General features: G+C 73.5%; 16 protein-coding genes and 21 pseudogenes. 34 read left to right on the forward strand and 3 right to left on the reverse strand.

All coding sequences use genetic code 11. The annotated features are described in order from the left end of the window. Positions 1 to 446, reverse strand: a pseudogene (locus tag FF86_RS36300) (hypothetical protein); the annotation flags it as partial. A 1,031-nt stretch (positions 447 to 1,477) separates the two neighbouring features. Between FF86_RS36300 and FF86_RS22845 the strand changes: the two are divergent. The 22 genes and pseudogenes from FF86_RS22845 to nusB all read left to right on the forward strand — a co-directional run bounded on the left by FF86_RS22845 (position 1,478) and on the right by nusB (position 16,476). Further along, positions 1,478 to 2,545, forward strand: coding sequence for an MHYT domain-containing protein (locus FF86_RS22845; protein WP_095212304.1), 1,068 nt, complete (start codon positions 1,478 to 1,480; stop codon positions 2,543 to 2,545). 205 nt (positions 2,546 to 2,750) lie between these two features. Further along, on the forward strand, positions 2,751 to 3,271 hold a 521-nt coding region (locus FF86_RS55345; RefSeq protein WP_396230027.1), incomplete at its 3' end, for an AAA family ATPase. A gap of 1 nt (position 3,272) precedes the next feature. Then, positions 3,273 to 4,295, forward strand: a pseudogene (locus tag FF86_RS55350) (replication-associated recombination protein A); the annotation flags it as partial. A gap of 323 nt (positions 4,296 to 4,618) precedes the next feature. Further along, positions 4,619 to 4,965 (forward strand): DUF948 domain-containing protein (locus tag FF86_RS22855; RefSeq protein ID WP_242419325.1); only part of this gene is annotated, 347 nt, incomplete at its 3' end. Between the two features lies 1 nt (position 4,966). After that, positions 4,967 to 5,122: pseudogene (locus FF86_RS55355) on the forward strand (DUF948 domain-containing protein); the annotation flags it as partial. Further along, a complete protein-coding gene (locus tag FF86_RS22860; protein ID WP_044886887.1) occupies positions 5,123 to 5,470 on the forward strand; it encodes a hypothetical protein in 348 nt (115 codons plus the stop codon). 122 nt (positions 5,471 to 5,592) lie between these two features. Then, positions 5,593 to 5,859: pseudogene (locus FF86_RS55360) on the forward strand (alanine--tRNA ligase-related protein); the annotation flags it as partial. Position 5,860: 1 nt separating this feature from the next. Next, positions 5,861 to 6,970 (forward strand): annotated as a pseudogene (locus tag FF86_RS55365) (alanine--tRNA ligase-related protein); the annotation flags it as partial. A 1-nt stretch (position 6,971) separates the two neighbouring features. Then, positions 6,972 to 7,161: pseudogene (locus FF86_RS55370) on the forward strand (alanine--tRNA ligase-related protein); the annotation flags it as partial. 1 nt (position 7,162) lies between these two features. Further along, positions 7,163 to 7,620 (forward strand): annotated as a pseudogene (locus FF86_RS55375) (alanine--tRNA ligase); the annotation flags it as partial. A gap of 1 nt (position 7,621) precedes the next feature. After that, positions 7,622 to 8,214, forward strand: a pseudogene (locus tag FF86_RS55380) (DHHA1 domain-containing protein); the annotation flags it as partial. A 64-nt stretch (positions 8,215 to 8,278) separates the two neighbouring features. Further along, positions 8,279 to 8,523 (forward strand): annotated as a pseudogene (gene ruvX, locus FF86_RS55385) (Holliday junction resolvase RuvX); the annotation flags it as partial. Position 8,524: 1 nt separating this feature from the next. After that, positions 8,525 to 8,803 (forward strand): annotated as a pseudogene (gene ruvX, locus FF86_RS55390) (Holliday junction resolvase RuvX); the annotation flags it as partial. A gap of 20 nt (positions 8,804 to 8,823) precedes the next feature. Further along, positions 8,824 to 10,163 (forward strand): endolytic transglycosylase MltG (mltG, locus tag FF86_RS22875; protein WP_313954370.1); only part of this gene is annotated, 1,340 nt, incomplete at its 3' end. A 1-nt stretch (position 10,164) separates the two neighbouring features. Then, positions 10,165 to 10,287 (forward strand): annotated as a pseudogene (locus FF86_RS55395) (hypothetical protein); the annotation flags it as partial. A 271-nt stretch (positions 10,288 to 10,558) separates the two neighbouring features. After that, positions 10,559 to 11,428: a shikimate dehydrogenase gene (locus FF86_RS22880; RefSeq protein WP_063870482.1), complete on the forward strand. Its 870-nt coding sequence runs from the start codon at positions 10,559 to 10,561 to the stop codon at positions 11,426 to 11,428. Positions 11,429 to 11,450: 22 nt separating this feature from the next. Further along, complete coding sequence (locus tag FF86_RS22885) at positions 11,451 to 12,107, forward strand: prepilin peptidase (protein ID WP_044886891.1); 657 nt, start codon at positions 11,451 to 11,453, stop codon at positions 12,105 to 12,107. A gap of 105 nt (positions 12,108 to 12,212) precedes the next feature. After that, positions 12,213 to 13,397, forward strand: a complete 1,185-nt coding sequence (aroC, locus tag FF86_RS22890) for a chorismate synthase (RefSeq protein WP_044886892.1) — start codon at positions 12,213 to 12,215, stop codon at positions 13,395 to 13,397. Between the two features lie 104 nt (positions 13,398 to 13,501). Beyond that, on the forward strand, positions 13,502 to 14,080 hold the full coding sequence (locus tag FF86_RS22895) for a shikimate kinase (protein WP_044886893.1): 579 nt from the start codon (positions 13,502 to 13,504) through the stop codon (positions 14,078 to 14,080). Further along, entirely contained in the window at positions 14,077 to 15,192 is a 1,116-nt protein-coding gene (gene aroB / locus FF86_RS22900) for a 3-dehydroquinate synthase (RefSeq protein ID WP_082122111.1), read from the forward strand. Before FF86_RS22895 ends, aroB begins: the two co-directional genes overlap by 4 nt. Positions 15,193 to 15,422: 230 nt before the next feature. Continuing rightward, a pseudogene (efp, locus tag FF86_RS22905) lies at positions 15,423 to 15,967 on the forward strand (elongation factor P); the annotation flags it as partial. A 53-nt stretch (positions 15,968 to 16,020) separates the two neighbouring features. After that, entirely contained in the window at positions 16,021 to 16,476 is a 456-nt protein-coding gene (nusB, locus tag FF86_RS22910; protein ID WP_044886896.1) for a transcription antitermination factor NusB, read from the forward strand. A 331-nt stretch (positions 16,477 to 16,807) separates the two neighbouring features. On the opposite strand, the gene FF86_RS22915 is transcribed toward nusB, so the two are convergent. Both FF86_RS22915 and FF86_RS55400 read right to left on the reverse strand, forming a co-directional pair. Continuing rightward, on the reverse strand, positions 16,808 to 17,163 hold a 356-nt coding region (locus tag FF86_RS22915), incomplete at its 5' end, for a transcriptional regulator (protein ID WP_242419327.1). Position 17,164: 1 nt separating this feature from the next. Further along, positions 17,165 to 17,305 (reverse strand): annotated as a pseudogene (locus FF86_RS55400) (transcriptional regulator); the annotation flags it as partial. A gap of 428 nt (positions 17,306 to 17,733) precedes the next feature. On the opposite strand from FF86_RS55400, the pseudogene FF86_RS55405 reads away from it, so the two are divergent. The 12 genes and pseudogenes from FF86_RS55405 to FF86_RS55445 form a co-directional block, all read left to right on the forward strand. Beyond that, positions 17,734 to 17,853 (forward strand): annotated as a pseudogene (locus FF86_RS55405) (bifunctional pyr operon transcriptional regulator/uracil phosphoribosyltransferase PyrR); the annotation flags it as partial. Position 17,854: 1 nt separating this feature from the next. Continuing rightward, positions 17,855 to 18,363: pseudogene (gene pyrR / locus FF86_RS22920) on the forward strand (bifunctional pyr operon transcriptional regulator/uracil phosphoribosyltransferase PyrR); the annotation flags it as partial. A 64-nt stretch (positions 18,364 to 18,427) separates the two neighbouring features. Next, positions 18,428 to 18,955 (forward strand): annotated as a pseudogene (locus FF86_RS55410) (aspartate carbamoyltransferase); the annotation flags it as partial. Between the two features lies 1 nt (position 18,956). After that, positions 18,957 to 19,351, forward strand: a pseudogene (locus FF86_RS55415) (aspartate carbamoyltransferase); the annotation flags it as partial. After that, on the forward strand, positions 19,348 to 20,727 hold the full coding sequence (locus FF86_RS22930; RefSeq protein WP_236706434.1) for a dihydroorotase: 1,380 nt from the start codon (positions 19,348 to 19,350) through the stop codon (positions 20,725 to 20,727). The pseudogene FF86_RS55415 and the gene FF86_RS22930, both read left to right, overlap by 4 nt. After that, on the forward strand, positions 20,724 to 21,929 hold the full coding sequence (locus tag FF86_RS22935) for a hypothetical protein (RefSeq protein WP_052681271.1): 1,206 nt from the start codon (positions 20,724 to 20,726) through the stop codon (positions 21,927 to 21,929). The genes FF86_RS22930 and FF86_RS22935 overlap by 4 nt, the downstream gene beginning before the upstream one ends. Continuing rightward, the coding region (locus tag FF86_RS55420; protein ID WP_304438167.1) for a carbamoyl-phosphate synthase domain-containing protein at positions 21,926 to 22,705 on the forward strand (780 nt) is incomplete at its 3' end. The genes FF86_RS22935 and FF86_RS55420, both read left to right, overlap by 4 nt. Before the next feature lies 1 nt (position 22,706). Beyond that, a pseudogene (locus tag FF86_RS55425) lies at positions 22,707 to 23,236 on the forward strand (gamma-glutamyl-gamma-aminobutyrate hydrolase family protein); the annotation flags it as partial. Continuing rightward, positions 23,236 to 24,902: carbamoyl-phosphate synthase large subunit (gene carB / locus FF86_RS55430; protein WP_242419328.1), on the forward strand; the 1,667-nt coding region annotated here is incomplete at its 3' end. The pseudogene FF86_RS55425 and the gene carB (FF86_RS55430), both read left to right, overlap by 1 nt. Before the next feature lies 1 nt (position 24,903). Next, positions 24,904 to 25,024 (forward strand): annotated as a pseudogene (locus FF86_RS55435) (hypothetical protein); the annotation flags it as partial. 1 nt (position 25,025) lies between these two features. Continuing rightward, positions 25,026 to 25,917: pseudogene (carB, locus tag FF86_RS55440) on the forward strand (carbamoyl phosphate synthase large subunit); the annotation flags it as partial. A gap of 1 nt (position 25,918) precedes the next feature. Further along, positions 25,919 to 26,233 (forward strand): annotated as a pseudogene (locus FF86_RS55445) (hypothetical protein); the annotation flags it as partial.

The following is a 26,233-nucleotide window of genomic DNA, read 5'->3' on the forward strand; positions in this document are numbered from 1 at the left end:
GGGGGGAGGGCGTCGTCTTCGTGGAGTTCGCCGCGGACGATCTGGCGGCGTAGGTGGGCGGCGACGAGTTCGGCGGTCTTCGGAACGCGGACATGCCGCCCGATGCGTATGGCGGCGGTGTGCGCGGGTGTGTCGGTGCGCGGGGGTGTGTCGGTGTGCGGGGGCGTGGTGGTGTCCGCGGGCGGGGCGGATCCCCGCCGCCCGCGGCGGCCCGCGGCGGTGCCCTTACGCGGCGGGCCGCCGCGGCCCGGTGTCGCGGACCGGGCGGAGGTCGCGGGCCATCCCGGCCGCGCGGGTCCCGTCGGCGCCGGGGAACCGTCCGACGCGGCGGAGCCACTTGGCGGGGCGGACCGGTCCGACGGTTCTGCCCGGGGCGGGGCCGCGGCCGATGCCCCCACGGGGACGGGTCGGTCGGTCCGGGCGCGGGGCGGTGGGATCACGGTCATGGTGCACCTTTCCGGGGCGGGGTTTCGGTCACCGGGGGTGGATCGGGCGGGCGATGGATCTGGCGGGGCGGATTGCGGGATGAGCTGCGGTACCGATCGGGCGTCGTCTATGGGTGTCGTCGTCTGTCGGGGTCGTCGGCCGGATGCGCGGTGCGTCGCCGTCCGGTACCCGTGACCACGACCGCCGGGGCGGAGATGGTCGCGGGCCGGTGCGCCGGGGCGCCGCCGGGCCCATTCCCGCCGATCGTCGTCGCGCGGTGGTGAGCACCACCGCCAGGTGCATTACCGACGCCGTGAACGGCGGGATAGGCATCGGCGTCGCTCGCCGCCACACACCCCACGGAGGNGGNGGGAGCCGCAGGAGAAGATAAACCGACTACCTGAACCATACACGCGCACCATTGGGAAGATGTTGTCTCGCAAGAATGAAATGTGGTCTCTCGGTGGAGAGTTCCGGATGGTGCGCGGCGATCCGGCGCTATCGGGTTCCTGTCAAGTGGCGGGCACGGTTCTTTGTGATCCGAGTGTGGTCGAGGGAAAGGGATCGGCTCAGCGTAAGGCGTCGTTTCCGGTCGCTGGAAGCCCGCCGGTCCGTGGAAATGTGGGTCCCGTTCCTCTCGTGGCGAGTGGAACGCGGGCCTCGAGTCGGCGTGCGGGTCTGTGCCGACGGCGAACCTCGGTACCGGCTGCGTGTCCGGGCCTTGTCCGGCTCGATGCGGGGCGGCCTGGGCTGGCGGGGCGGCCTGGGCTGGCAGGGTGATCTGGGTTGGCAGGGTGATCTGGGCCGGAGGTCACTGCGGAAAGGGACCTTGGGCCCGAGTGGGCACGTGGGCGGCGGGTCTGTCCGTGCAGCTCCGTGGCCTCGGACGGCTCGGTCGAGTCGGCCCGACACCGCCGTGGACGTCGTCGGGCGACGGCCTCGAACGCTCCGATGCGTTACATTAGGCGCCCGATAAATCCACATAGTCCGTTTTCGGCGTCAAACGGACCGTGTGAGGTGTCGGTTGCTTTCGAGACAATTTTGGCTTTCGATGCGACACGTGCTAAATGTGATGGTCTCCGGCCGCTTCAAGGGGGAACATGTGATCGTCGCGCAGGCCGTTCATCAGCATGCGAGCCAGGACCTTCTGTTCGTGGTGGTGTCCGTCGGGCTTGCCGCGGTGGGATCATTCGCCGCGCTGGTGAGCGCGATCCGGATCCCCCTGTCCCAGGGTGCGGCCAGGGTTCGCTGGACTCTCGCCGCGGCGCTCTCCCTCGGCGGCGGCGCGATCTGGTCCATGCATTTCATCGGGATGATCGGTTATCGCGTCGACGGGCTCGACCTGCGGTACTCCCTACCGCTCACCGCGGTATCGCTGCTCCTCGCCGTGGCGGTCTCGGCGCTGGGGCTCACCCTCGTGGCGCGCCGTCCACGGAATACCGGATGGCTGGCGCTCAGCGGGGTGGTCTCCGGCCTGGGGATCGCCGCGATGCACTACACCGGCATGGCCGCGATGCACGTCGGCGGGACCGTGACCTACCGGCGCGGCATCGTCGTGCTGTCCATCCTCATCGCGGTGGCCGCGGCCCTCGCGGCCCTGTGGATCGCCTTCCGGGTGCGCACCGGCCGGCACGTGGTCGCAGCCTCCCTGATCATGGCGGCGGCGGTCTGCGGCATGCACTACACCGCGATGGCCGCCACCCAGGTCCAGGCCGGGCCGGGGAACGAGGGGACGACGGGCACCGATCCGATCTCCCTCGCCCCGATCGTCTGTGTGATCGCCTTCTCGGTGCTCGCGGTGGTCATCTTCGCTGCCCTGGGTGGCGTGACCGAGTCCGGCTCCTTCTCGATGGCCCGCGAGAGCAGCCGCCATCGCCGCCCGGGCGTGGGGAGGGCGGCGGTGGACGGGGTCGGGGGTGAGCCTGCGGGCCGAACCGCGGGCCGAACCTCGGGCGGGGGCAGGGGCGGGGGCAGGGGCGGGGGCAGGGGCGGGGCCGCCGGTCAGCCATCCCTGCCGGCAGCCTTCGTGAACCCCCGCGGCGACCAGTACCGGCCCGCCCCGTCGGTCCCCGTCTGGAGCGGGCCGCCCACGGGGGAGTCGACGACCCGCTCCGGCTGAGGCGTGTCGATCCGCGGCTGCCGCGTCCGATCCGGCCGCGTGACGGGGTCGGTCCCGGTCGTACGGTGAACCGGTGAGCCTGTTCGAGACCGCGGACCTGTTCGGCGGGGACGCCACACCGCCGCCGGGTGCTGCGCGCAGCGCCGGCGGCGCGGTCGGCCCTGCGGGCGGCGCGGGCGGCGCGGGCGGATCGGACGCCGGGAGCATCGATGGCGGGGCTGCGACCGGCGGGGCTGCGACCGGCGGGGCTGCGACCGGCGGGGCCGGCCCGACCCCGCTCGCGGCGCGGCTGCGGCCGCGGAACCTGGACGAGGTCGTCGGCCAGCGCCACCTTCTCGGCGCGGGCAGCCCGCTGCGCCGGCTGGTCGAGGGCGGCGGGACGACGTCGGTGATCCTCTGGGGGCCGCCCGGTACGGGGAAGACCACCCTGGCCCACATCGTCTCCCGAGCCACCGGCCGGCGGTTCCGGGAGCTGTCCGCCGTGACGGCGGGGGTGAAGGACGTCCGCGCCGTGATCGACGAGGCGCGCGCCGCTCGCTCGGCCTCCGGCGCGCGCACCGTGCTGTTCATCGACGAGGTCCACCGCTTCACCCGCACCCAGCAGGACGCCCTGCTCCCCTCGGTGGAGCTCGGCTGGGTCACCCTGGTCGCGGCCACCACCGAGAACCCCTTCTTCTCGGTGGTCAGCCCGCTGCTGTCCCGGTCGCTCCTGCTCACCCTCGAGCCNCTCACCGACGACGACATCCGCGGCGTGCTCGACCGGGCACTGCGCGACCCCCGCGGGTACGCCGACCGGGTGACGCTGACCGACGAGGCCCGTGAGCACGTGGTCCGCCTTGCCGGTGGGGACGCCCGCCGCGCGCTGACCGTCCTCGAGGCGGGTGCCGAGGCACTCCTGGCCGACCTCGCCGCGGCCGTTCCCCTCGGCCCCGGCGCTCCCACAGCTCCCGGTGCGGCCGCCGATCCCGCTGATCCCGGCGATCCCGGCGGAGCCGCCGGCGGTGCCGGGCCTGGTCGGCTGGTGGCGCGGCTCGAGGTGGACGTGCTCGAACAGGCCGTCAACCGGGCGGCCGTGCGCTACGACCGGTCCGGTGACCAGCACTACGACGTGATCAGCGCGTTCATCAAGTCGATGCGCGGCGGCGATGCCGACGCCGCGCTGCACTACCTCGCCCGGATGCTGGAGGCGGGCGAGGACCCCCGGTTCATCGCCCGCCGAATGATCATCCTGGCCAGTGAGGACATCGGGATGGCCGATCCGGGAGCGCTCGGCGTCGCGGTCGCCGCCGGGCAGGCACTCGATCTGGTCGGCCTGCCCGAGGCGCGGCTCGCGCTCGCTCAGGCGGTCATCCACCTCGCCCTGGCGCCGAAGTCGAACGCGGTGATCCGGGCGATCGACGCCGCCAGCGCCGACGTGCGTGCCGGCCGGGCCGGCCCGGTGCCGGCGCATCTGCGCGACGCCCACTATCGGGGGGCCGCCCGGGCCGGCAGCGGGGCCGGGTACCGCTACCCGCACGATGCCCCCGGCGGCGTCGTGCGCCAGCAGTACCCGCCCGACGGGCTGACCGGCACGGACTACTACCAGCCCGGCGGCAACGGCTTCGAGCGCCGGGCCACCGAACGCCTGCGCGAACTGCGATCCACCGTGCGGGGCACGCCCGCGGGCGGCTCGGACGGCGGGCGGCAGCGCGGGCCGGACGCGACGCCGGACACAACGCCGGACACGACGCCACCGGGACCGTCCGGCTGAGCGCCGTCTCTCGCAACCACCGTTGTGCCACCTGAGAGACGCCCTGGCCACGGGCCCGTGCCCCAGGGCGGGCGGCGGGGGTTACCCGTGGCCCCCGCGGCTGCCTCGGTAAGGTCACACGTGGGCGCCACCGGGGTGGCGCCCACGGCGTCCACGGTCACCGCGGTTGCGGTCCGCGGGATTCGCGGCCACCGACGGCCGCGTCCCACGCAGGCCGCGAGCCCTCGCGACCGAGGGCCCTGGTGGCGGACCGCGGCGTGGCACGGCGTGCCGGATCGGGTGGGGTGGGACCGGCCCAATCGACGATGGAGGCAGGAGCACATATGTCCGGTGGAGCGGTCGCGGGCCTGATCGCGTCGGGCGCGTTCGCGGTGCTCGCCCTCTTCGGCTGTTTCGTCCTGCTCAAACTCGGCAAGATCTTCGACGAGGCGGCGGCGCGGGTGCGTCAGACCGGTGTCGCCATCGACGAGGGAACCGCCCGGGTTCGGCAGGCCGGTGCGACGGTCGACGAGGTCAACGTGGCACTCGCGCATGTGAACAAGGAGCTGGACCGGGTCGACGCGATCACGGCCAACGTGCAGTCGATCACGACGAACGTCTCCTCGCTGACGTCGCTGTTCGCGGCGACGCTCGGCGGCCCGATGGTTCGGGTGGCCGCGTTCAGCTACGGNGTGCGCCAGGCTGCGGCCAAGCGCACCCGGTCCGAGGTCGAGTCGAGGGTGAAGTCGCAGATGAAGGCGGACAAGGCGGCCCGGCGCACGGTCGCCGAGGACGCTGGCCTGACCCCGGTCGCCGGGGCGACCGACGGACGCCGGGGGGGCCGTTAGATGTCCAGGATCTTCTATCTGGCGTTCGGTGCCGCGGCCGGCGTCGTGGTGGTGCGCCAGGCGGCGAAGGCCGCTGCGGCCCTCACCCCGACGAGCCTGGCCGGATCTCTCGTACAGTCGGTGCAGGAGTTCCTCGCGGACGTGCGTGAGGCGGCGGCGGAGCGGGAGGAGGAGATCCGTGTTGCTCTCGGCCTCGACCGCGACCCGGACGACGATGCCTCCGCTCCCTCCGGGCGGCCCGCCGACGTCGGTGCTGGTGCCGGTGGCGCCGCACCGGCCGGCTATCCGGACGGCCTCGACGACGCCGAGCGCACCATGCGGCTGGTCCCGGGTGCCCGCCGGCCCTGACGGCTTTGACGGCGCGGCGGCCGCACGGGCGGCGGCAGCAGCGCCGCCCATCCCAGGATGACGCCCCTCCTCCCACCAGTCTGGACGATGTGAACCCGATGGACACGGCCGAGATCCGCAGNCGCTTTCTCAACCACTTCGCCCGGCGCGGGCACACGATCGTCCCGAGTGCCTCGCTGGTCGCTCAGGACCCGACGTTGCTGCTGGTCAACGCCGGAATGGTGCCGTTCAAGCCCTACTTCCTCGGGGACCTGGCGACGCCGTGGCCGCGGGCCACCAGCGTGCAGAAGTGCGTGCGCACCGTCGACATCGAAAACGTCGGCCGCACCGCCCGGCACGCGTCGTTCTTCCAGATGTGCGGCAACTTCTCCTTCGGCGACTACTTCAAGNCCGAGGCGATTCCGTTCGCCTTCGAGCTGCTCGTCGACGGGTTCGGCTTCAAGCCGGACGACCTGTGGGCCACGGTCTACCTCGATGACGACGAGGCCGAGGGGATCTGGCGGGAGCTGCTGCCCGCCGAGCGCATCCAGCGCCGCGACAAGGAGGATAACTTCTGGTCGATGGGCGTGCCCGGTCCGTGCGGGCCGTGCAGCGAGATCTACTTCGACCGGGGCGCGGCGTACGGCCGCGAGGGCGGGCCGATCGCCGACGAGGAGCGCTACCTCGAGGTCTGGAACCTCGTGTTCATGCAGTACGAGCGGGGCGAGGGTGCCGGGTACGACTATCCGATCCTGCGCGAGCTGCCGGCCCGCAACATCGACACGGGCATGGGCCTGGAGCGGATGGCGACGATCCTGCAGGGCGTCGACAACCTCTACGAGATCGACATCTCCCGCCCGGTGCTCGACGCCGCCGGCCGGCTCACCGGCCGCCGCTACGGCGCCGACCCGGCCGACGACGTGCGGCTGCGCGTCGTCGCCGACCACACCCGCACCGCGGCGATGCTCATCGCCGACGGCGTCGTCCCCTCCAACGAGGGCCGCGGCTACGTGCTGCGCCGCCTGCTGCGCCGGGCGGTGCGCGACGCCCGGCTGCTCGGCGCGCGCGAGCCGGTCATGGGCGAGCTGTTCGGCGTCGTCGGCACCGCGATGGGTCCGATCTACCCGGAGCTCGTCGACAACGCCGAGACGATCACCGGCGTCGCCGTCGCGGAGGAGGCGTCGTTCGCCGAGACGCTGCGCACCGGTACGACGATCTTCGACGCGGCGGTGCGGCAGGTCCGCTCCACGGGTGCGGCGACCCTTGGCGGCGACGAGGCGTTCAAGCTCCACGACACCTACGGCTTCCCGATCGACCTGACGCTGGAGATGGCCGCCGAGGCGGGGCTGTCCGTCGACGAGGCCGGGTTCCGCCGGCTGATGGAGCGCCAGCGCCAGACCGCCAAGGCCGACCGGGCCGCGCGGCGTATCGGCAACGTCGACCTGTCGGCGTTTCGGCCGATCCTGGCCCGCTCCGGCGCGACGACCTTCACCGGCTACGAGGAGCTGTCGCGCGAGTCCGNCGTCGTCGGTCTTGTCGGCATCGCCGACGGCGCGGGCCTCGAGGTGGTCGGCGAGGGTGAGGAGGTCGGGGTCGTCCTCGACGTGACCCCCTTCTACGCCGAGAGCGGCGGCCAGGAGCCCGACTTCGGGCTGCTGCGCTTCGACGGCGGTGAGGTCGAGGTCCTCGACGTCCAGCGCCCGGTGCCGGAGNTGGTCCTGCACCGGGTGAAGGTGCGTTCCGGGGAGCTGCGCCTCGGCGACCGGGTGCAGGCCGAGGTCGACGAGAACCGCCGCCGCGCGGTGTCCCGCTCGCACACCGCCACCCACCTCGTGCACGCCGCGTTCCGCCGGGCGCTGGGGGAGGGGGCGACCCAGGCCGGCTCGCTGAATTCCCCGGGCCGACTGCGCTTCGACTTCCACGCCCTCGGCGCGGTCCCGCCGTCGGTCCTCACCGACGTCGAGGACGAGATCAACGAGGTGGCGCTGCGCGACCTGCCGGTCCGTGCGTTCGTCACGACCCAGGAGGAGGCCCGCCGGCTCGGCGCGATGGCGCTGTTCGGCGAGAAGTACGGTGACGCCGTGCGCGTCGTCGACGTGGGCGACTACGCCCGCGAGCTGTGCGGCGGCACCCACGTCGCCAGCTCGGCCCAGCTCGGCGCGGTCAAGCTGNTCTCGGAGTCGTCGATCTCTGCCGGAACCCGCCGGGTGGAGGGGCTGGTCGGCATCGACGCGTTCCGCTACCTGGCCCGCGAGCACCTGCTCGTCTCCCAGTTGTCCACGGCGCTCAAGGCCCGCCCCGACGAGCTGGCCGACCGCGTCACCGACATCGTGGGCCGGCTGCGCGACGCCGAGCGGGAGCTGGACCGGCTGCGGGCCGCCGCGGTACTCGCCGGGGCCGGGGCGCTGGCCGAGGGCGCCGAGGACGTCGGCGGCATCGCCGTGGTCACCGCCGAGGTGCCCGCCGGCACCGCGCCCGACGACGTGCGCCTGCTGGCGATGGACGTGCGCGGCCGGCTGGCGGGGCGGCCCGCGATCGTCGCCGTCGTCAAGGCCGACGGCTCCTCGATCGTCGTGGTCACCGACTCCGGCGCTCGGTCGGCGGGGCTGCGCGCCGGCGACCTGGTCCGCAACTCCTGGGCGAGCCTGGGCGGCAAGGGCGGCGGCAAGCCCGACATCGCCCAGGGCGGCGGCGGGAACCCCGAGATGGTCCCGGCCGTCTTCGCGAAGCTGCGTGGGCTGGTGGCCGAGCTCGCGTCCCGGTGACCGTCCGGCGGNCCCGGTGAGCGGGTCGGGGACTGGCCCGGGGAACGCCGGCTCAGCTCCGCGNTCCGAGGTGCGTGTCGGCGTCGGGGTTCGCGTCGGCGTCGATGTCGGCTCCGTGCGGGTCGGGGTCGCCGCCAGCGACCCCGGCGGTGTCCTCGCGGTGCCCGTCACGACCCTGGCACGGGATAAGCGCCATAATGCGGACATCGAGCAGCTTGTCCAGATCGTGCGGGACAGGCAGGCTGTAGAGGTCGTGGTGGGCCTGCCCCGGCAGATGTCGGGGCAGGAGGGGCGGGCAGTCCAGCTGGTNCGGCGGTACGTCGAGGTACTCGCCGAGCGGATCGCCCCCGTCCCCGTGCGGTTCGTGGACGAGCGGCTCACCACGGTTGCGGCTCATCGCAGAATGGCCGAGCGTGGCGTTCGTTCCCGCGCCCGCCGCAGTCTCGTGGATCAGGAGGCAGCCGTGCAGATCCTGCAGCACGACCTGGACAGCCGCCCCCGGGGCGGCGCGCCCGGCGTGGCCGGGTCTGCGGAGGTCCCTTCCGCGGAGGCCCCTTCCGCGGAGGCCCCTTCCCAGGATGCGAGGTGACGGGCGGCAACCTCGACGAGATGCTCGACGAGGATCCCTATCGCCGTGGCCGCCGCTCCTCCGGACACGCCGACCGCCGAGCGGCTGACCGGGCCGCGGTCGATCGAGTCCCGGGCGACCGTGGCCCGGGCGAGCGAGGCCTCGCCGGCCGGCATCCCGAGGACGGGTATGCCGACGAGGGGTACGCCGAGGACGGGTACGTCGGCGAGGGCTATGCCGAAGGGGGCTACGTCGACGAGGGCTATGCCGGCGAGGGCTACGCCGACGACTACGAGGACGATCCGCACCCGCGCGACGCCGGCTCGCACCGTGACCGCCGCGACGGCGGTCGCCGCCGTGATCGCCGCTCCGCCGGGGGTTACCCGCCGCCGGACGACGCCGAGGACTGGGGCGGCGGCTGGGACGACGAGGGTGCCGACGAGCGCCGCAGCCGGGCGCTGCCGAAGCTGATCGCCGTCCTCCTCGTCGTCGCCGCGCTGCTGGGCGTCGCCATCTTCGGCATCGGCAAGGTCATCGGCCGGGTCTCCGGCGGCTCCACCAGCGCCGATTACGCCGGCTCGGGCGACGGCATCGCGGTGGTCCAGGTCCCCGACGGCGCCACCGCCCGCCAGATCGCCGTGGAGCTGCACGACGCGGAGGTGACCGCGTCCGTCTCGGCGTTCGTCAAGGCCGCCTCCGCCAACCCCAAGGCGCTGGGCATCCAGCCGGGAACCTATCGGCTGCGCAGCCGGATGAGCGCCGAGGCGGCGCTCGCCGCGTTGCTCGATCCGGCGTCCTCCGCGCCGTTCAAGTTCGTCATCAAGGAGGGCATGACCGTCCACCAGGTGCTCGACGGCCTGCACCAGCGGCTCGGCCTGCCGTTGAGCGACCTGGAGGCGATCGCCCGCAACCCCGCCCAGCTCGGCCTGCCGTCCTACGCGCCGACCCTGGAGGGCTACCTCTTCCCCTCCACCTACGACCTGGTGCCCGGGTCCACCCCCATCCAGTTGCTGACCTCCTTCGTCACCCGCTTCAAGAAGGAGGCGGCGTCGATCGACCTGGAGGCCAAGGCCGCCGCGCTGGGGACGAGGCCGGCCGACATCGTGACCATCGCCTCGATCGTCGAGAAGGAGGTCGCGAACGCCAGCGAAGGGCCGAAGGTCGCCCGGGTGATCTACAACCGGCTCGGTGACACCTCCGGGCGTTTCCGTCGCCTCGACATGGACTCCACCACCCGCTACGCCGAGGACGAGTACGAGGGTCCGCTGACGAAGGACCAGCTCAACAAGGCCAATCCGTACAACACCCGCTCGGTGGCCGGCCTGCCCCCGGGCGCGATCTCCAACCCGGGGATCTGGGCGCTGAAGTCCGCCCTGGAACCNGCCGCCGGGTCATGGTTGTATTTCGTGTCCATGCCGCAGAGCAAGGTGACGCGTTTCGCCACGACCGATGCGGAGTGGGCCGAGGCGCGGGCGCAGTACCGCGCCGAGGGCGGCAGGGAGTAACGGGGTCCCGGACGGGCGACCGACGGGTGTGAACACAGGCGGCGGCGGGCGATTCGGCGCGTCCGGTCGCGCCCGGACGCCCCTGAACCAGGCGGGAGGCCACGTGGTGCGGGAGATCCAACTGGGCGGCGTAGGCGCGGCGGGCGGCCTGGGCGGCGGTGGCGGGGAAAACGGTGGCGGAGGAAACGGTGGCGTGGGCGCGCAGCCGGCGGCGCAACGGCCGCAGAGCCTCGCCGCCGCGGCGACGCCCGCGCATCCGGCCCGCGCCGCGGTGCTCGGCGCCCCGGTGGACCACTCTCTCTCCCCGGTGCTGCACGCGGCCGCCTACGCGGAGCTCGGACTCGCCGTCACCTACACGGCCATCCACTGCGATGCGCCCGACCTGCCGGCGATGGTGCAGCGGGTCCGGTCCGACCCGGACTGGGTCGGCCTGTCCCTGACGATGCCGCTCAAGACCGTCGCCGTGGACCTGCTCGACGAGGTCGACCCGACGGCCGCGGCGATCGGCGCGGTCAACACCGTCGTCGTCGGCGAGGCCGGGCGGTTGCACGGCTACAACACCGACGTCGTGGGCATCGGCGTCGCCCTGAGTCGGGTCATGCGCGGCGCGGTGCCCGGCCAGCCGCTGATCCTCGGCGCCGGCGGCACCGCCCGCGCCGCCGTCGCCGCCGTCGCCGCTGCCGGCTGCCCGCACGTCGCCGTGGTGGCGCGGCGCCCCGAGGCGGTCGCGGAGGTGGTCCGGATCGGCGCCCGCCTCGGCGTCGAGGTGACGGCGCTGCCCTGGGAGCTGCTCGCCACCGGCCTGCCCGCCGGCCCGGACCTCGTCATCGCCACCACCCCCGCCGGCGCGACCGACCCCCTCGCGACCCGCCGCTGGCCGGCGTCTAGCCAGCTCGTCGAGCTGCTCTACCATCCGTGGCCGACCGCGCTGGCCGCCGCCGCGTACCGGGCCGGCGCCCGGGTCGCCAGCGGCCTGGAGATCCTCGCCGCCCAGGCCGTCGGGCAGGTCGAGCACTTCACGGGCCGCCGCGTTCCCGCCGGGGTGCTGTTGGCCGCCGGCCAGGCCGCCCTCGACGAACGCAGGGGTGCGGATACCGCCATCGGCTCCGACCTGCACCGCGCCGGCCCGACCGTCGGGTGATGTCGGTGCCGGGCCCCTAGCGGTGGGCGAGATCGGGCTCAGCGTGCTGATCGCGCTGGTGGCGCTCGCGGTCGCGGTGCCGGTCGGGCACCGGGTCGTGGCCGGCGTGCTCCCGCCGGACGGCGACGAGCCGCGCCACGCCGCGCCCGGGACGGCGGCCCTGGGGATCGCCGCGGCGGTGGTCGTGGCCGCGGTGACCGCCGCGCTGCATCGTCACCCGGGCTGGTTACCCGCCTATCTGTATCTCAGTGTGGTCGGGGTATGGCTGGCTGTGGCCGACCTGCGGGTGCACCGGCTGCCCGACCTGCTGGTGCTGCCGTCCTACCCGGTGCTCGCCGCGCTGCTGGGGCTCGCCGCGCTGGTCGACGGCGCGCCGGGTCGCCTGCTGCGGGTCGCGATCGCCGGCGCCGCCTGCTGGCTGGCCTTCCTGGCGCTGTACCGGCTGCCGGGCGCCGGCCTCGGCCGGGGCGACGTCAAGCTCGTGGGTCTGCTCGGCGGGGCGCTGGGCTGGCTGGGCTGGCCGAGCGTGGTGTTCGGGATGTTCGCCGGGGTGGTCCTCGGCGGGGTGGCGGCGCTCGTGCTGCTCGCCGCCCGCCGGGCCCGCTGGCACGACCGCCTCGCCTACGGGCCGTTCCTGCTGGCCGGAACCCTGCTGGCGGTCCTGGCCGGCGGCGGCTGACCGGGGAAGCCGGAGCTGTCCCGACAGGTGGGTCTCGGCGGCGACGGACGTGACCTCGTTCCCGGCGCGACGTGCGCCATCGGGTGGTCGTGAAACACTGGAGGCATGGTGCGTTGGTTGACTGCCGGGGAGTCGCACGGTCCCGCCCTGGTGGCCACGGTCGAGGGGCTGCCCGCGGGTATCCGGGTGACCAGTGACGACATCGCCGCGGAGCTTGCCCGCCGGCGTCTCGGGCACGGCCGTGGGGCGCGGATGAGCTTCGAGCGGGACGTGGTCGAGCTGCTGGGCGGCCTGCGCCACGGCGTCTCGCTCGGCGGTCCGATCAGCGTCGTCATCCGCAACAGCGAGTGGCCGAAGTGGGAGCGGGTCATGTCGCCCGACCCGGTCGACCCGGCCGCGCTCGCGGGGCTGGGCCGCAACGCCCCGCTCACCCGGCCTCGGCCCGGCCACGCCGACCTTGCCGGCATGCAGAAGTACGGTTTCGACGACGCCCGCCCGGTGCTGGAGCGCGCCAGCGCCCGCGAGACGGCCGCCCGCGTCGCGCTCGGCACCGCGGCCAAGGCGCTGCTCCGCCAGGCGTACGGCATCGAGATCCTCTCCCACGTCGTCGCGATCGGCGCGGCCGAGGTCCCGCCGGGCCTGCCCGTGCCCACCTCGCTCGCGGCGATCGACGCCGACCCCGTCCGCTGCGCCGACCAGGCGACCAGCGAGCGGATGGTCGCCGAGATCGACGCCGCCCATGCCGACTCCGACACCCTCGGCGGCATCGTCGAGGTGCTGGCCTACGGCTGCCCGCCGGGGCTCGGCAGCTACGTGCACGGCGACCGCCGCCTCGACGCGCGCCTCGCCGGCGAGCTCATGGGCATCCAGGCGATCAAGGGCGTCGAGTTCGGCGACGGGTTCACCACGGCGCGGCGCCGCGGCTCGGTGGCGCACGACGAGATCGAGCCGGTCGGCGGCGTGGGCCGGCGCGTGCGGCGCGCCACCGACCGGGCCGGCGGCGTCGAGGGCGGCATGACCACCGGCGAGCCCCTGCGGGTCCGGGTGGCGATGAAGCCGATTTCCTCGCTCACCCGCCCGCTGTCCACCGTGGACGTGACCACCGGCGAGGCCGCGGTCGCGATCAACCAGCGGTCGGACGTGTGCGCGGTGCCCGCCGCGGGCGTCGTCACCGAGGCGATGGTCGCGCTCGTGCTCGCCGACGCGGCCCTGGAGAAGTTCGGCGGCGACTCGGTGGAGGAGACCCGGCGCAACTGCGAGGGGTACCTGAAGTCCCTGGTTATCCATTGACGCGGCGGTTATCCGCCGGTCGGGGNCATCCACCGGTTCGGGACATCCGCTGATCGGATCATCCACCGGTCGTCGGGCAGAACTGCAGACGGGGTAAAAGAATCATGGTTGGGGAGGCGGCGCCGGCGGCGCCGGCCGGGCCGCGCGCGGTCCTGGTCGGAGCGCCCGGCGCAGGCAAGACGACGGTGGGAACCCGGCTCGCGCAGCGGTGGGGCGTCGGGTTCCGTGACACCGACGCGGACGTCGAGGCGGAGCTCGGTCGCAGCGTCGCCGACATCTTCATCGAGTTCGGCGAGGAGTACTTCCGGGCCGCGGAGGCGCGGGCGGTGGCCGCCGCCCTCGCCGAGCACCGCGGGATCGTCGCCCTGGGCGGCGGGGCGGTCCTCGACGCCGACACCAGGGCGCTGCTCGCGGGTCACCGGGTCGTCTACCTGGAGGTCGGCGTGTCCGACGCGGTGCGCCGAGTTGGCCTCGCGCGCGACCGGCCGCTGCTCGTCGAGGGCCCGCGCGCCCGGCTCGCCGCCCTGCTCAAGGCCCGCCAGCCGCTGTACGCCGAGGTGGCGGCGGTTGTCATCGACACCGCCGGCCGCGAGCCGAACGAGGTCGCCGATCTGGTCGCCGCCGCCCTGGCGGAACTGCCCACGCCGCCAGCTCCGGCGGCGTCAGTGCGGATTCCGCGGTGAGCGCGCGGGCGAGGGTGTCCGACGTCGTGCGGATCCCGGTCCGTCCCGGCGGCGAGCGAGCCTACGACGTCGTGCTCGGTGAGGGGTTGCTCGGCGATCTCGCGGAGACGGTCGCCGGGCGGACCCGCGCCGCGGTGATCCATCCGGCCGCGCTGCGGGCCACGGCGGACGCCGTCGTCGCGGACCTGCGGGCGAACGCGGGGGTCGAGGCACACGCGGTCGAGGTGCCCGACGGCGAGGAGGCCAAGCAGCTACGCATCGCCGGTTTCTGCTGGGACGTCCTCGGCCGGATCGGCTTCACCCGCGACGACATGATCATCGGTCTCGGTGGTGGCACCGTGACCGACCTGGCCGGGTTCGTCGCCGCGAGCTGGCTGCGCGGGGTGGACGTCGTCCAGGTGCCGACCACCGTGCTCGGCATGGTCGACGCGGCCGTCGGCGGCAAGACCGGCATCGACATCGACGCGGGCAAGAACCTGGTCGGGGCGTTCCACCAGCCGCTGACCGTGCTGTGCGACCTCGCCGCGCTGGCCACGCTGCCGGCCGTCGAGGTGCGCGCCGGGCTCGCCGAGGTGGTCAAGACCGGGTTCATCGCCGACGCCGCCATCCTCGACCTGCTCGACGACGACCCCACGGGCGCCGCGCACCTGCCCGAACTGGTCGAACGGTCCATCCGGGTCAAGGCAGACGTCGTCTCCGGCGACCCCCGGGAGGCCGGCCGCCGGGAGATCCTCAACTACGGCCACACCCTCGGCCACGCGATCGAGAAGGTCGAGCACTTCACCTGGCGGCACGGCGCGGCGATCTCGGTGGGCATGGTGTTCGCGGCGGAGCTGTCGCGGCTCGTCGCCGGCCTCGACGACGCCACCGCCGACCGGCATCGCGAGCTGCTGACCCGCATCGGCCTGCCGGTGACCTACCGCGGCGACCGGTGGCCGGCGCTGCTTGACGCCATGCGCGTGGACAAGAAGTCCCGCGGCCGCCGGCTGCGCTTTATCGGCCTGGCCGCCCAGGGCGAGACCGTCATCCTCGACAATCCGGACATCGGCCTGCTGGTCGCCGCGTTCACGGCGGTCGCTCCCGACGGCCTGGCGCCGCCCGACGCACCCTGATCGCACCGCTGCCCCGGGGCGTGGGCGCCGGGCTCGGTAGACTTGTCCGCGGCCTGGCTGATCGCCGCCGCGCAGGGACCGGCAGCGGTCCCGGGCGGGCGGTCGCGGCCGGCAGGGTCGCCGCGGTGCGTGCGACCCGATGACTCTAGGCTTCAGCACGACGACGATCCGCCGTGCCGATGCACGGCAACCGAACGGGAGAACGCGCGCAGTGGCGACCAGCAACGACNTGAAGAACGGCATGACGCTCGACATCGACGGGGTGTTGTGGAACGTCGTCGGCTTCCAGCACGTCAAGCCGGGTAAGGGCGGGGCGTTCGTCCGCACGACCCTGAAGAACGTGCTCACCGGGAAGGTCGTCGACCGCACCTTCAACGCCGGCGTCAAGGTCGAGGTCGCGACCGTGGACCGGCGCGAGATGACCTACCTCTACCGGGACGGCGCCGACTTCGTCTTCATGGACAGCGAGTCCTACGACCAGATCCCGATCCCGCCGGGCGTCGTCGGCACGGCCGCCGACTACATGCTGGAGAACACTGTCGGCACCGTCGCGCTGCACGACGGCGCCCCGCTCTACGTGGAGCTGCCCGCCAGCGTCGAGCTCACCATCGCCCAGACCGACCCGGGCGTGCAGGGCGACCGCTCGACCGGTGGCACCAAGCCCGCGACCCTGGAGACGGGCGCGACGATCAACGTGCCGTTGTTCATCACGACCGGCGAGAAGGTCAAGGTCGACACCCGCGACGGCCGTTATCTGGGCCGGGTGACGAGCTGAGCGCCAGGTCCAAGGCCCGCAAGCGCGCGCTGGACATCCTGTTCGAGGCGGACGTGCGCGGGGCCGCCGTCCCGGAGATCCTCACCGCCCGGCGCGCCCAGGCCGACCCGCCCGTCTCGGAGTACGCCGAGGGGCTGGTCAGGGGCGTCGTCGAGCACTGGCGGGAGATCAACGAGCGGATCGGCCGGCACGCCGAGGGCTGGTCGCTGGAGCGCATGCCCCCGGTCGACCGCAACATCCTGCGGATTGCCGTGCTGGAGCTGTTGTGGCGGCCCGACGTTCCGCCCCGGGTCGTCATCGACGAGGCGGTGGAGCTGGCGAAGAACCTGTCCACCGACCGATCGCCGATGTTCGTCAACGGCCTGCTCGGCAGTCTGGTCGACGCCGGGACGGTGCCGGTGACGGCCGAACAGACGGCGGCGGGGCAGGTCCCGGCCGCGGGCGAGGTCTCGGTGGCGGGCCGGCCGGCCCCGCCGGGACCGGATGCCGGGCCGGGCCGGGAGGCCTGACCTACCGGGTTGGCCGGTGCCGCCGATCGGCGTGCCCGGTACGTCGCCCCAAGCGACGTACCGGGGTACCCCCGGCTACCTGTGTGCCACTCGCGTTTGGCCGGCCGGAGACCCCGAAAGCCGACCCGCGATCACATCGAGCTGAAGCTGCTGTGCCACGAACGAGACTGCTGGTGGTGCTGCGACGCCAGGCGGCGCTGGAACGCTGGTGGTGCTGGAACGCTGGTAGTGCTGGAACGGTGGTGCTGTGCTGGAACCGCTGGTAGTGCTGGAACGTTGGTGATGCTGGAACGTTGGTTGGTGCGCTGCCGGTGGAGCACCGGCGTGGTTGTCAGACGTCGGAAGCGGTGGCGTCCGCGCCCTGCTCCGGGGACAGCACGCCCCACGAGACGAGCTGTTCGGTGAGCTTGCTGGGGGAGGTGTCGTAGATCACTGCGAGGGAACGCAGGTCCTCGTAGCGGATGGAGAGAACCCGGCCGTTGTAGTCGCCGCGCTGGCTCTGAATGGTCGCCGCGTACCGCGCGAGCGGTCCGCCCTGCTCCTTGGGCACCTGGGAAAGGCGCTCGAGGTCGAGGACGATCCGCGGGGACTGCTCCAGCGGGGCGACGGTGGAACCCTCGGGAAGAAGCTCCCCGACCGGAACGCCGTAGAACTCCGCGAGCTCCGAGAGACGCTGTACGGTGACGGNGCGGTCCCCACGTTCGTAGGAACCGACGACGACGGCTTTCCACCGACCGTGCGACTTCTCTTCGACGCCATGAAGCGAGAGCCCCTGCTGGGTGCGTATCGCGCGCAGCCGAGCACCGAGCGCCTTCGCATAGTCGGACATCGGAGTGCCCACTCCTGTCGTGGTCGATCAGTTGGAACCGGGGCTCGTGCCGCCGGCGGTTACCGATAGTAGTGCCCGCCGGGTTGAGGCTCGACACCCGGGGGGTCGTGTCGCTTCTTTCTTTGTACCACTTTCTGTAGCCCTCCGGTTGCGCCCTACGCCTGCCCGGCGGGAACTTCCGCCGTTCGCCGTACCGGCGCATGCGGAAGTGAACCCGGTGACGTGCAGTCACGGCTTGGCGATGATAGTTGGCGCGGCAACAATCCGCACGGGCCGCCGAACCGGGGGGCGCGGACGGAGTCAGACGGCCGGACGGGGGTCGGCGGGCCCGCGCCGCGAGACCCTCACTCGTCCGGAGTGCCCTGGTAACGTCGCTGAGACCGCTCCTTTAAGGACCGTCCCGTGAGGCGGGGAAGGAGGGATGCCGCGTGGCCTCTGCTGCCGCGAGCGACCCCGCATCGCGCCGTCCCGGCATTGCCCGGACAGTACTGTCCGCCGATGACATGACCCGGATCGTCAGCCGGATGGCGCACCAGATCCTCGAAAAGNCCTCCGGTGGTGCCGGTGTCGTGCTGCTCGGGGTACCCACCCGAGGGGTACCCCTCGCGCATCGTCTGGCACAGCGAGTACAGGCCGTCGAGGGAGTGGATCTTCCTGTCGGCTCGCTCGACCCCACGATGTACCGCGACGATCTGCGACTGCGCGGGGTTCGGCCACTGGAGGTGACCGAAATTCCCGACGGCGGGGTCGACGGCCGGGTGGTCATCCTCGTCGACGACGTCCTCTACTCGGGGCGCACGGTGCGCGCCGCGCTCGACGCGCTGGCCGCCTATGGCCGCCCCCGCACGGTCCAGCTTGCCGTCCTGGTCGACCGGGGCCATCGCGAACTGCCGATCCGCGCGGACTATGTCGGGAAGAACATGCCGACCTCGCGTCGCGAGTCGGTGGCCGTTCGGCTGCGAGAGATCGACGGCGCCGACGGCGTGCTCATCGTCTCGCCCGAGCCCAGCCCGACCGGTGCCGCGGCGGGCGCGGCGGACCCGGGAGACCGACCGTGACCCGGCGCTCGCTCGCCGAGCGCGAGCGCGCGGGGGCGGCGTGGGCGGCGAACGGAGGTCGGNTATGAAGGGGCACCTGCTGTCGACGGAGGACCTCAGCCGGGACGACGCGCTGCTGGTGCTGGACACCGCGGAACGGATGGCGCGGGTCGCCGAGGCGTCGGTCCGCAAGCTGCCGACCCTGCGGGGCCGCACCGTGGTCAACCTTTTCTTCGAGGATTCCACCCGTACCCGCACGTCCTTCGAGGTAGCCGCCAAGAGACTGTCGGCCGATGTGATCAATTTTTCGGCGCGCGGGTCAAGCGTGTCGAAGGGCGAGAGCCTGAAGGACACCGCGCAGACCCTCGAGGCGATGGGCGCCGACGCGGTGGTCTGCCGGCATTCCGCCAGCGGCGCGCCGCACCGGCTGGCGACCTGGGTGCGCGGCAGCGTCGTGAACGCCGGCGACGGCACCCACGAGCATCCGACCCAGGCGCTGCTCGACGCGTTCACCATGCGCCGGCGGCTCGGTCGGGTCGACGGGCTCGCCGTCACCATCGTCGGCGACGTGCTGCATTCCCGGGTGGCGCGGTCCAACGTCTGGCTGCTCGCCNCCCTCGGCGCCAGTGTGACGGTGGTCGCCCCGCCGACACTGTTGCCTATCGGTGTCTCTTCGTGGCCGGTCGAGGTGTCGTACGACCTCGACGCGGTGCTACCCAAGACCGATGTGGTGATGATGCTGCGGGTCCAGCGGGAGCGGATGTCGGCGGCGTTCTTCCCCACCGAGCGGGAGTACAGCCGCCGCTACGGGCTGGACGTCGACCGGGCCGCGACCCTGCCCGAGCACGCCCTGGTCATGCATCCGGGGCCGATGGTGCGCGGGATGGAGATCGCCTCCCGGGTCGCCGACTCCGACCGGTCGACGGTGGTGGAGCAGGTTGCGAACGGGGTGAGCGTGCGGATGGCCGTGTTGTATCTGCTGCTGGGCGGTTCCGGGGAGGTCTCATGACGGCGGGTGCGGGCGGCGCGGGGGGTCCGGTCGGTGGGGCGGCGGGGGGCTCGGGACAGTCCTGGGTGCTGCGCCGGGTCCGCCCGCTCGGCGGGGATCCCGTCGACGTGCTGCTTGCCGACGGGGTCGTGGCGGCCTGGCGGCCCGCGGGCTCGACCGGCCCGGACTCCGAGGGCCTGCCCGCCGGGACGACCATCCTGGACACCGACGGCCTGATCATGCTGCCGGGCCTGGTCGACCTGCACACCCACCTGCGCGAACCGGGCCGGGAGGACGCCGAGACGGTCGAGTCGGGCACCCGGGCCGCGGCGCTCGGCGGCTACACCACCGTGTTCGCCATGGCGAACACCAACCCGGTCGCCGACACCGCGGGCGTCGTCGAGCAGGTCTGGCGGCTCGGGCTCGACGCCGGCCACTGCGACGTGCGGCCGGTCGGCGCGGTCACGGTCGGGCTGGCGGGGGAGCGACTGGCCGAACTCGGTGCGATGGCGACATCCGCGGCCGAGGTGCGGGTGTTCTCCGACGACGGGCACTGCGTGTCCGACGCCCTGCTCATGCGCCGGGCGCTGGAGTATGTCAAGGCGTTCGACGGGGTGATAGCCCAGCACGCCGAGGAGCCGAAGCTGACCGCCGGCGCCCAGATGAACGAGGGGGTCGTGGCCGCCCGGCTGGGCCTGCCCGGCTGGCCCGCGGTCGCCGAGGAGGCGATCATCGCCCGGGACGCGCTGCTGGCCGGGCACGTCGGTTCCCGGCTGCACGTCTGCCACGTCTCCACCGCGGGCTCCGTGGAGCTCATCCGCTGGGCGAAGGCGAAGGGCTGGCAGGTCACCGCCGAGGTCACCCCGCACCACCTGCTGCTCACCGACGACCTGGTCAGCTCGTACGACCCGGTCTACAAGGTCAACCCGCCGCTGCGGACCGCCGCGGACGTCGCCGCGCTGCGCGCCGGCCTCGCCGACGGGACGATCGACTGCGTGGCGACCGACCACGCCCCGCACGCGCTGGAGGACAAGGAGACCGAGTGGGCCGCGGCCCGGCCCGGCATGCTGGGCCTCGAGACCGCGCTGTCGGTGGTGATGGAGACGATGGTCATCCCCGGGCACCTCGACTGGGCCGGCGTCGCCGACCGGATGGCCCTGGCCCCGGCCCGCATCGGTGGCCTGCCGCGACCGGCGGTTGAGGGGTGGAGTTCCATAGCGGTGGGTGCGCCCGCGACCGTGACGCTGCTCGACCCGTCACCGTGGCGGGTCGTCGAGGCGGACACGCTCGCCAGCCGCAGCCGCAACACCCCCTATGCGGGGCGGTCTCTGCCGGGAGCGATCCGCGCCACGTTCCTGCGAGGCCGACCCACCGTGCTCGACGGGAAGGTCGTATGACTGTCTCGCTGGCAGCCGCCTCGCCGTTCGCCGCCTCGCCGTTCGCCGCCTCGCCGTTCGCCGACTCCTCCTCCGCCACCGGACCGGTGGTCCTCGCCGCCGGCCGGGGACCGGACCGCCTGGGCCTGCACCTGCTGCTCGTGGTGGGCCTGCTGCTGCTGTTCGTCGCGGTGGTGGGGGCGATGCTGCGGGCCTGGCGCACCAAGGCCGACCAGCAGGAGGAGGACCTGCCCGAGCTGCCCGACCCGCCGGCCGAGCCCGGCACGGTCTTTGCCGCCCCGCTGCGCGGGATGTACCTCGGCACCGTCGACGCCGGCCACTGGCTGGAGCGGATCGCCGCGCACGGCCTGGGCGGGCGCACCGGCGGGTACGTCAGCGTCTATGAGACCGGCGTGCGGGTGGACCGCGGCAGCGACGCGTTCTGGATCCCCCGGGACGCCGTGCGCGGCGCCCGGCTGGAGCGGGCCCACGCCGGCAAGGTCTCCGCGCCGGGACGCCTGATCGTGATCGCCTGGTCGTACGGCGGGCACGAGCTGGAGACCGGCTTCCGCGGGGAGGACCGGGCGCGCCAGCCCAAGGTGGTCCGCGCCGTGCACGACCTCATCGGCCCACCGCCGGCCCACCTGGCCTCCGGTGACGTCACCTCGCCGCATGCCGTGCCGCGGATGCGACCCCGGTTGCGCCCGCGGGCCGCGGCCCCGGGACCGGGACCGGGCGGCCCGCCGCCCCGGCCGGGCTCGGGCCAGCCCACCGAGGAGATGCCGGCGATCCGCACCGGTCCGCGGCTGCGCCGCGGCGAGCGCGGTGCGGCCCGCGGGGAGCGGCCGGGCGCCGCCGACCGGTCCGACTACCCGCAGCGGCGCCGGGACCCTCGCCATTCTGACCCTCGCCACCCTGACCCCCGCTACCAGGACGCCGACCAGCCGGATCCCCGCCGCGGCGGGCCACGCCCGGCCGATCCCGGCCGCGGTGACCCGCGCCGGGCGCCCGGTCCCGCCGACGCCCGCCACCCGGAGGCCCGCCACCCAGACCCCGGCTGGCCAGCCTCCCGCCAGCCCGACCCTCGCCCTTCTGACCCCCACCCGGCGGACCCGCGCTACGGCGACCGGGGCCGCCCCGAGCAGTCCGACCCCGGCCGGTCACCGGTCGACCCGTTGACCTCACCACTGGGTGAGGTGCGCAGGCTGAAGGAGGATCGGTGAGCACCCTCACCACGACCCCCGGCTCCGCGGCCGGCGACCAGCTCGCGGCCCCCGCGGCGGCGCCGGCGAACCGGCCGGCCGACCGGGCGAACCCGACCCGCGCCGTGCTGATGCTGGAGGACGGGCGCAGCTTCGTCGGCGAGGCATACGGCGCGATCGGCGAGACCTTCGGCGAGGCGGTGTTCTGCACCGGGATGACCGGATACCAGGAGACGCTGAGCGACCCGTCGTTCCACGGCCAGATCGTCATCATGACGGCGCCGCACATCGGCAACACCGGCGTCAACGACGCCGACTACGAGTCCGACCGCATCCAGGTCGCCGGCTTCGTCGTGCGCGATCCGGCGCGGCGCCCGTCGAGCTGGCGGTCGCGCGGCAGCCTCGACGACGAGCTGGCCGCCGCCGGGGTCGTCGGCATCAGCGGCATCGACACCCGTGCGCTGACCCGTCACCTGCGCGAACGCGGGGCGATGCGCTGCGCGATCAGCAGCACGCTCGCCGATGACTCGGCCGTCAATGACCCGGCCGCCGGCGACTCGGCCGCCGGCGTCGACGAGGGCGGGCAGAGCGCCGCGCTGGCCGCGCTGCTCGACCGGGTCCGCAGCTCGCCGGAGATGGTCGGCGCCGATCTGGCCCCGGTCGTCTCCACCCCCGAGCCCTACGTGGTCCCGGCCGCGAGCGGCACGGCGCAGTTCAAGGTCGCCGCGTTGGACCTCGGCATCAAGCGGGCCACCCCCGCCGCCATGGCGGCGCTGGGGTGCGAGGTGCACGTGCTGNCCGCCCGGACCACCGGCGAGGAACTGCTCGCCCTCGAACCCGACGGGGTGTTCCTGTCCAACGGCCCCGGCGACCCGGCGACCGCCGACTACGCCGTCGAGGCCCTGCGCACCGTGCTGCGCGCCGACGTGCCGGTGTTCGGGATCTGCTTCGGCCACCAGTTGCTCGCCCGCGCCCTGGGCTTCGAGACGTACAAGCTGACCTACGGCCACCGCGGGGTGAACCAGCCCGTCGGCGACGTGGCCACCGGCCGCATCGCGGTCACCAGCCAGAACCACGGCTTCGCCGTTCGTGCCCCGCTGACCGGCGTGACGGACACGCCGTTCGGGCGGGTCGTGGCCAGCCACATCGGCCTCAACGATGAGGTCGTCGAGGGATTGGAGTGCCTGGACGTGCCGGCCTTCAGCGTGCAGTTCCATCCGGAGGCCGCGCCGGGACCCCATGACGCGGCCAACCTGTTCGAGCGGTTCCGCGACCTGATGGCCGCCGCCCGCCAGGCCCGCGCCGCGGTCGCCGGAGGGGAGTCCTGATGCCCCGGCGCGAGGATCTCAGCAGCGTCCTGGTGATCGGCTCCGGGCCGATCGTCATCGGCCAGGCCTGCGAGTTCGACTACTCCGGCACCCAGGCGTGCCGGGTGTTGCGGGCGGAGGGCCTGCGGGTCATCCTGGTCAACAGCAACCCGGCAACGATCATGACAGACCCGGAGATCGCCGATGCGACCTACGTGGAGCCGATCACCCCGGACATCGTCACCAAGATCATCGAACGGGAGCGGCCCGACGCCGTCCTCGCGACCATGGGCGGCCAGACGGCACTGAACACCGCCGTCGCCCTGCACGACGCAGGCGTCCTGGACCGCTTCGGCGTCCAGCTGATCGGCGCGAACATCGACGCGATCCGCGCCGGCGAGGACCGGCAGGCGTTCAAGGACATCGTCGCCACCGTCGGCGGCGAGACGGCGCGCAGCGCCATCTGCCACACCGTCGAGGAGTGCCTGGCCGCGGGCGAGGAGTTCGCCTACCCCGTGGTCGTCCGGCCGAGCTTCACCCTCGGCGGCGCCGGCAGCGGCTTCGCCCACGACGCGGGCGAGCTCGCCCGGATGGCCGCCGACGGCCTCGCGGCGAGCCCGTCGACGGAGGTCCTGGTCGAGGAGTCGATCCTCGGCTGGAAGGAGTTCGAGCTGGAGCTCATGCGCGACCGCGCCGACAACGTGGTCGTCGTCTGCTCCATCGAGAACGTCGACCCGATGGGCGTGCACACCGGCGATTCGATCACCGTCGCCCCGGCGATGACCCTGACCGACCGCGAGTACCAGACGATGCGCGACATGTCGATCGCGGTCATGCGCGCCGTCGGGGTCGACGCCGGCGGGTGCAACATCCAGTTCGCCGTCGACCCGGCGACGGGCCGGCAGGTCGTCATCGAGATGAACCCGCGGGTGTCGCGCTCGTCGGCGCTGGCCTCCAAGGCCACCGGCTTCCCGATCGCCAAGATCTCGGCGAAGCTCGCCCTCGGCTACACCCTCGACGAGATCCCCAACGACATCACCCGCACCACGCCGGCCGCGTTCGAGCCGACGCTGGACTACGTCGTGGTGAAGGTGCCGCGGTTCGCGTTCGAGAAGTTCCCCGGCGCCGATCCGACGCTGACGACGACGATGAAGTCGGTCGGCGAGGCGATGGGCGTGGGCCGCAGCTTCGCCGAGGCGCTGCAGAAGGCGCTGCGGTCGATGGAGTCGGCGGGCTCGATGTTCTCCTTCGTCCCGCCGACCGGCGACGCGGCCAGCCTGCTGGAATCGACCCGGGTGCCGCACGACGGGCGCCTGCGGGCCGTCCAGCAGGCGCTGCTCGCCGGCGCCGACCCGGCGGACGTCACCCGGGTGACCGGCATCGACCCCTGGTTCGTCGACCAGATCGTCTTCCTGAACGAGATCGCCGCCGCCGTCACCCGCACGCCGGCGGGCATCCGCCGGGCCAAGCGGGCCGGCTTCGCCGACGCCCAGCTCGCCGAGCTGCTCGGCACGTCCGAGGACGTGGTCCGGGCGTTCCGGCACCGGTCCGGCATCCGGCCGGTGTTCAAGACCGTGGACACCTGCGCGGCCGAGTTCGCCTCCGAGACCCCGTACCACTACTCGGCCTACGACAGCGAGACCGAGGTGGCGCCGAGCGGCCGGCCGCGGGTGATCGTGCTCGGCAGNGGGCCGAACCGCATCGGCCAGGGAATCGAGTTCGACTACGCCTGTTGTCACGCCGTGATGGCGCTGTCCGACGCCGGGTTCGAGACCGTCATGGTCAACTGCAATCCGGAGACGGTGTCGANCGACTACGACACCGCCGACCGGCTCTACGTCGAACCGCTGACGGTCGAGGACGTCCTCGAGGTCGTCCACGCCGAGCAGCAGGCCGGCCCGCTGGCCGGGGTGATCGTGCAGCTCGGCGGCCAGACCCCGCTGGGCATCGCCGCGGCGCTGGCGGAGGCGGGCGTGCCGATCGTCGGGACCCCGCCGGAGGCGATCCACCTGGCCGAGGACCGCGGCCTGTTCGGCCGGGTGCTGGCCGCCGCCGCCCTGCCCTCGCCGCCGCACGGCGTGGCGACCTCGTTCGCCGAGGCCCGCACCGTCGCCGAGCGGATCGGCTACCCGGTGCTCGTCCGTCCCTCCTACGTGCTCGGCGGCCGCGGGATGGAGATCGTCTACGACGACTCCATGCTGCGCGACTACATCGAGCGGGCCACGGCGATCTCCCCCGAGCACCCCGTGCTCGTCGACCGGTTCCTCGACGACGCCGTCGAGATCGACGTCGACGCCCTGTTCGACGGCGAGACGCTCTACCTCGCCGGCGTGATGGAGCACATCGAGGAGGCCGGCGTGCACTCCGGCGACTCGGCCTGCGCCCTGCCGCCGATCACGCTCGGCCGCGCCGACCTGGAGCGCATCCGCACCTCCACCGAGGCGATCGCCCGCGGCGTCGGCGTGCGAGGGCTGCTCAACGTCCAGTACGCCCTGCAGTCCGACGTCCTCTACGTGCTGGAGGCCAACCCGCGGGCCTCGCGCACCGTTCCGTTCGTCTCCAAGGCGACGGCGGTGCCGCTGGCCAAGGCGGCCGCCCGGGTGATGCTCGGCGCCTCCATCGGCGAGCTGCGCACCGAGGGCCTGCTGCCGCGCACCGGCGACGGCGCCACCCTGCCGCTGGACTCGCACATCGCGGTCAAGNAGGCGGTGCTGCCCTTCGGCCGCTTCCGCGACGCCGTCGGCCGCGGCGTCGACACCATCCTCGGCCCGGAGATGAAGTCCACCGGCGAGGTGATGGGCATCGACGACGGCTTCGGCACCGCGTACGCCAAGTCGCAGGCCGCCGCCTACAACGGGCTGCCCACCTACGGGCGGGTGTTCGTCTCGGTCGCCAACCGGGACAAGCGGGCGATGATCTTCCCGATCAAGCGGCTCGCGGACCTCGGCTTCGTCGTCTACGCCACCGAGGGGACCGCCCAGGTACTGCGGCGCAACGGGGTCAAGGCGGTCGTGCTCG

The organism is Frankia sp. CpI1-P (genome assembly GCF_001421075.1).
Taxonomy (GTDB): domain Bacteria; phylum Actinomycetota; class Actinomycetes; order Frankiales; family Frankiaceae; genus Frankia; species Frankia torreyi.

Coding starts and splice junctions, on each gene's coding strand:
- FF86_RS22930 (WP_236706434.1), top strand. CDS start 19,348: ATGACGGCGGGTGCGGGCGGCGCGGGGGGTCCGGTCGGTGGGGCGGCG.
- FF86_RS22935 (WP_052681271.1), top strand. CDS start 20,724: ATGACTGTCTCGCTGGCAGCCGCCTCGCCGTTCGCCGCCTCGCCGTTC.
- FF86_RS22895 (WP_044886893.1), top strand. CDS start 13,502: ATGGTTGGGGAGGCGGCGCCGGCGGCGCCGGCCGGGCCGCGCGCGGTC.
- FF86_RS22845 (WP_095212304.1), top strand. CDS start 1,478: ATGCGACACGTGCTAAATGTGATGGTCTCCGGCCGCTTCAAGGGGGAA.
- FF86_RS22860 (WP_044886887.1), top strand. CDS start 5,123: ATGTCCAGGATCTTCTATCTGGCGTTCGGTGCCGCGGCCGGCGTCGTG.
- aroC (WP_044886892.1), top strand. CDS start 12,213: ATGGTGCGTTGGTTGACTGCCGGGGAGTCGCACGGTCCCGCCCTGGTG.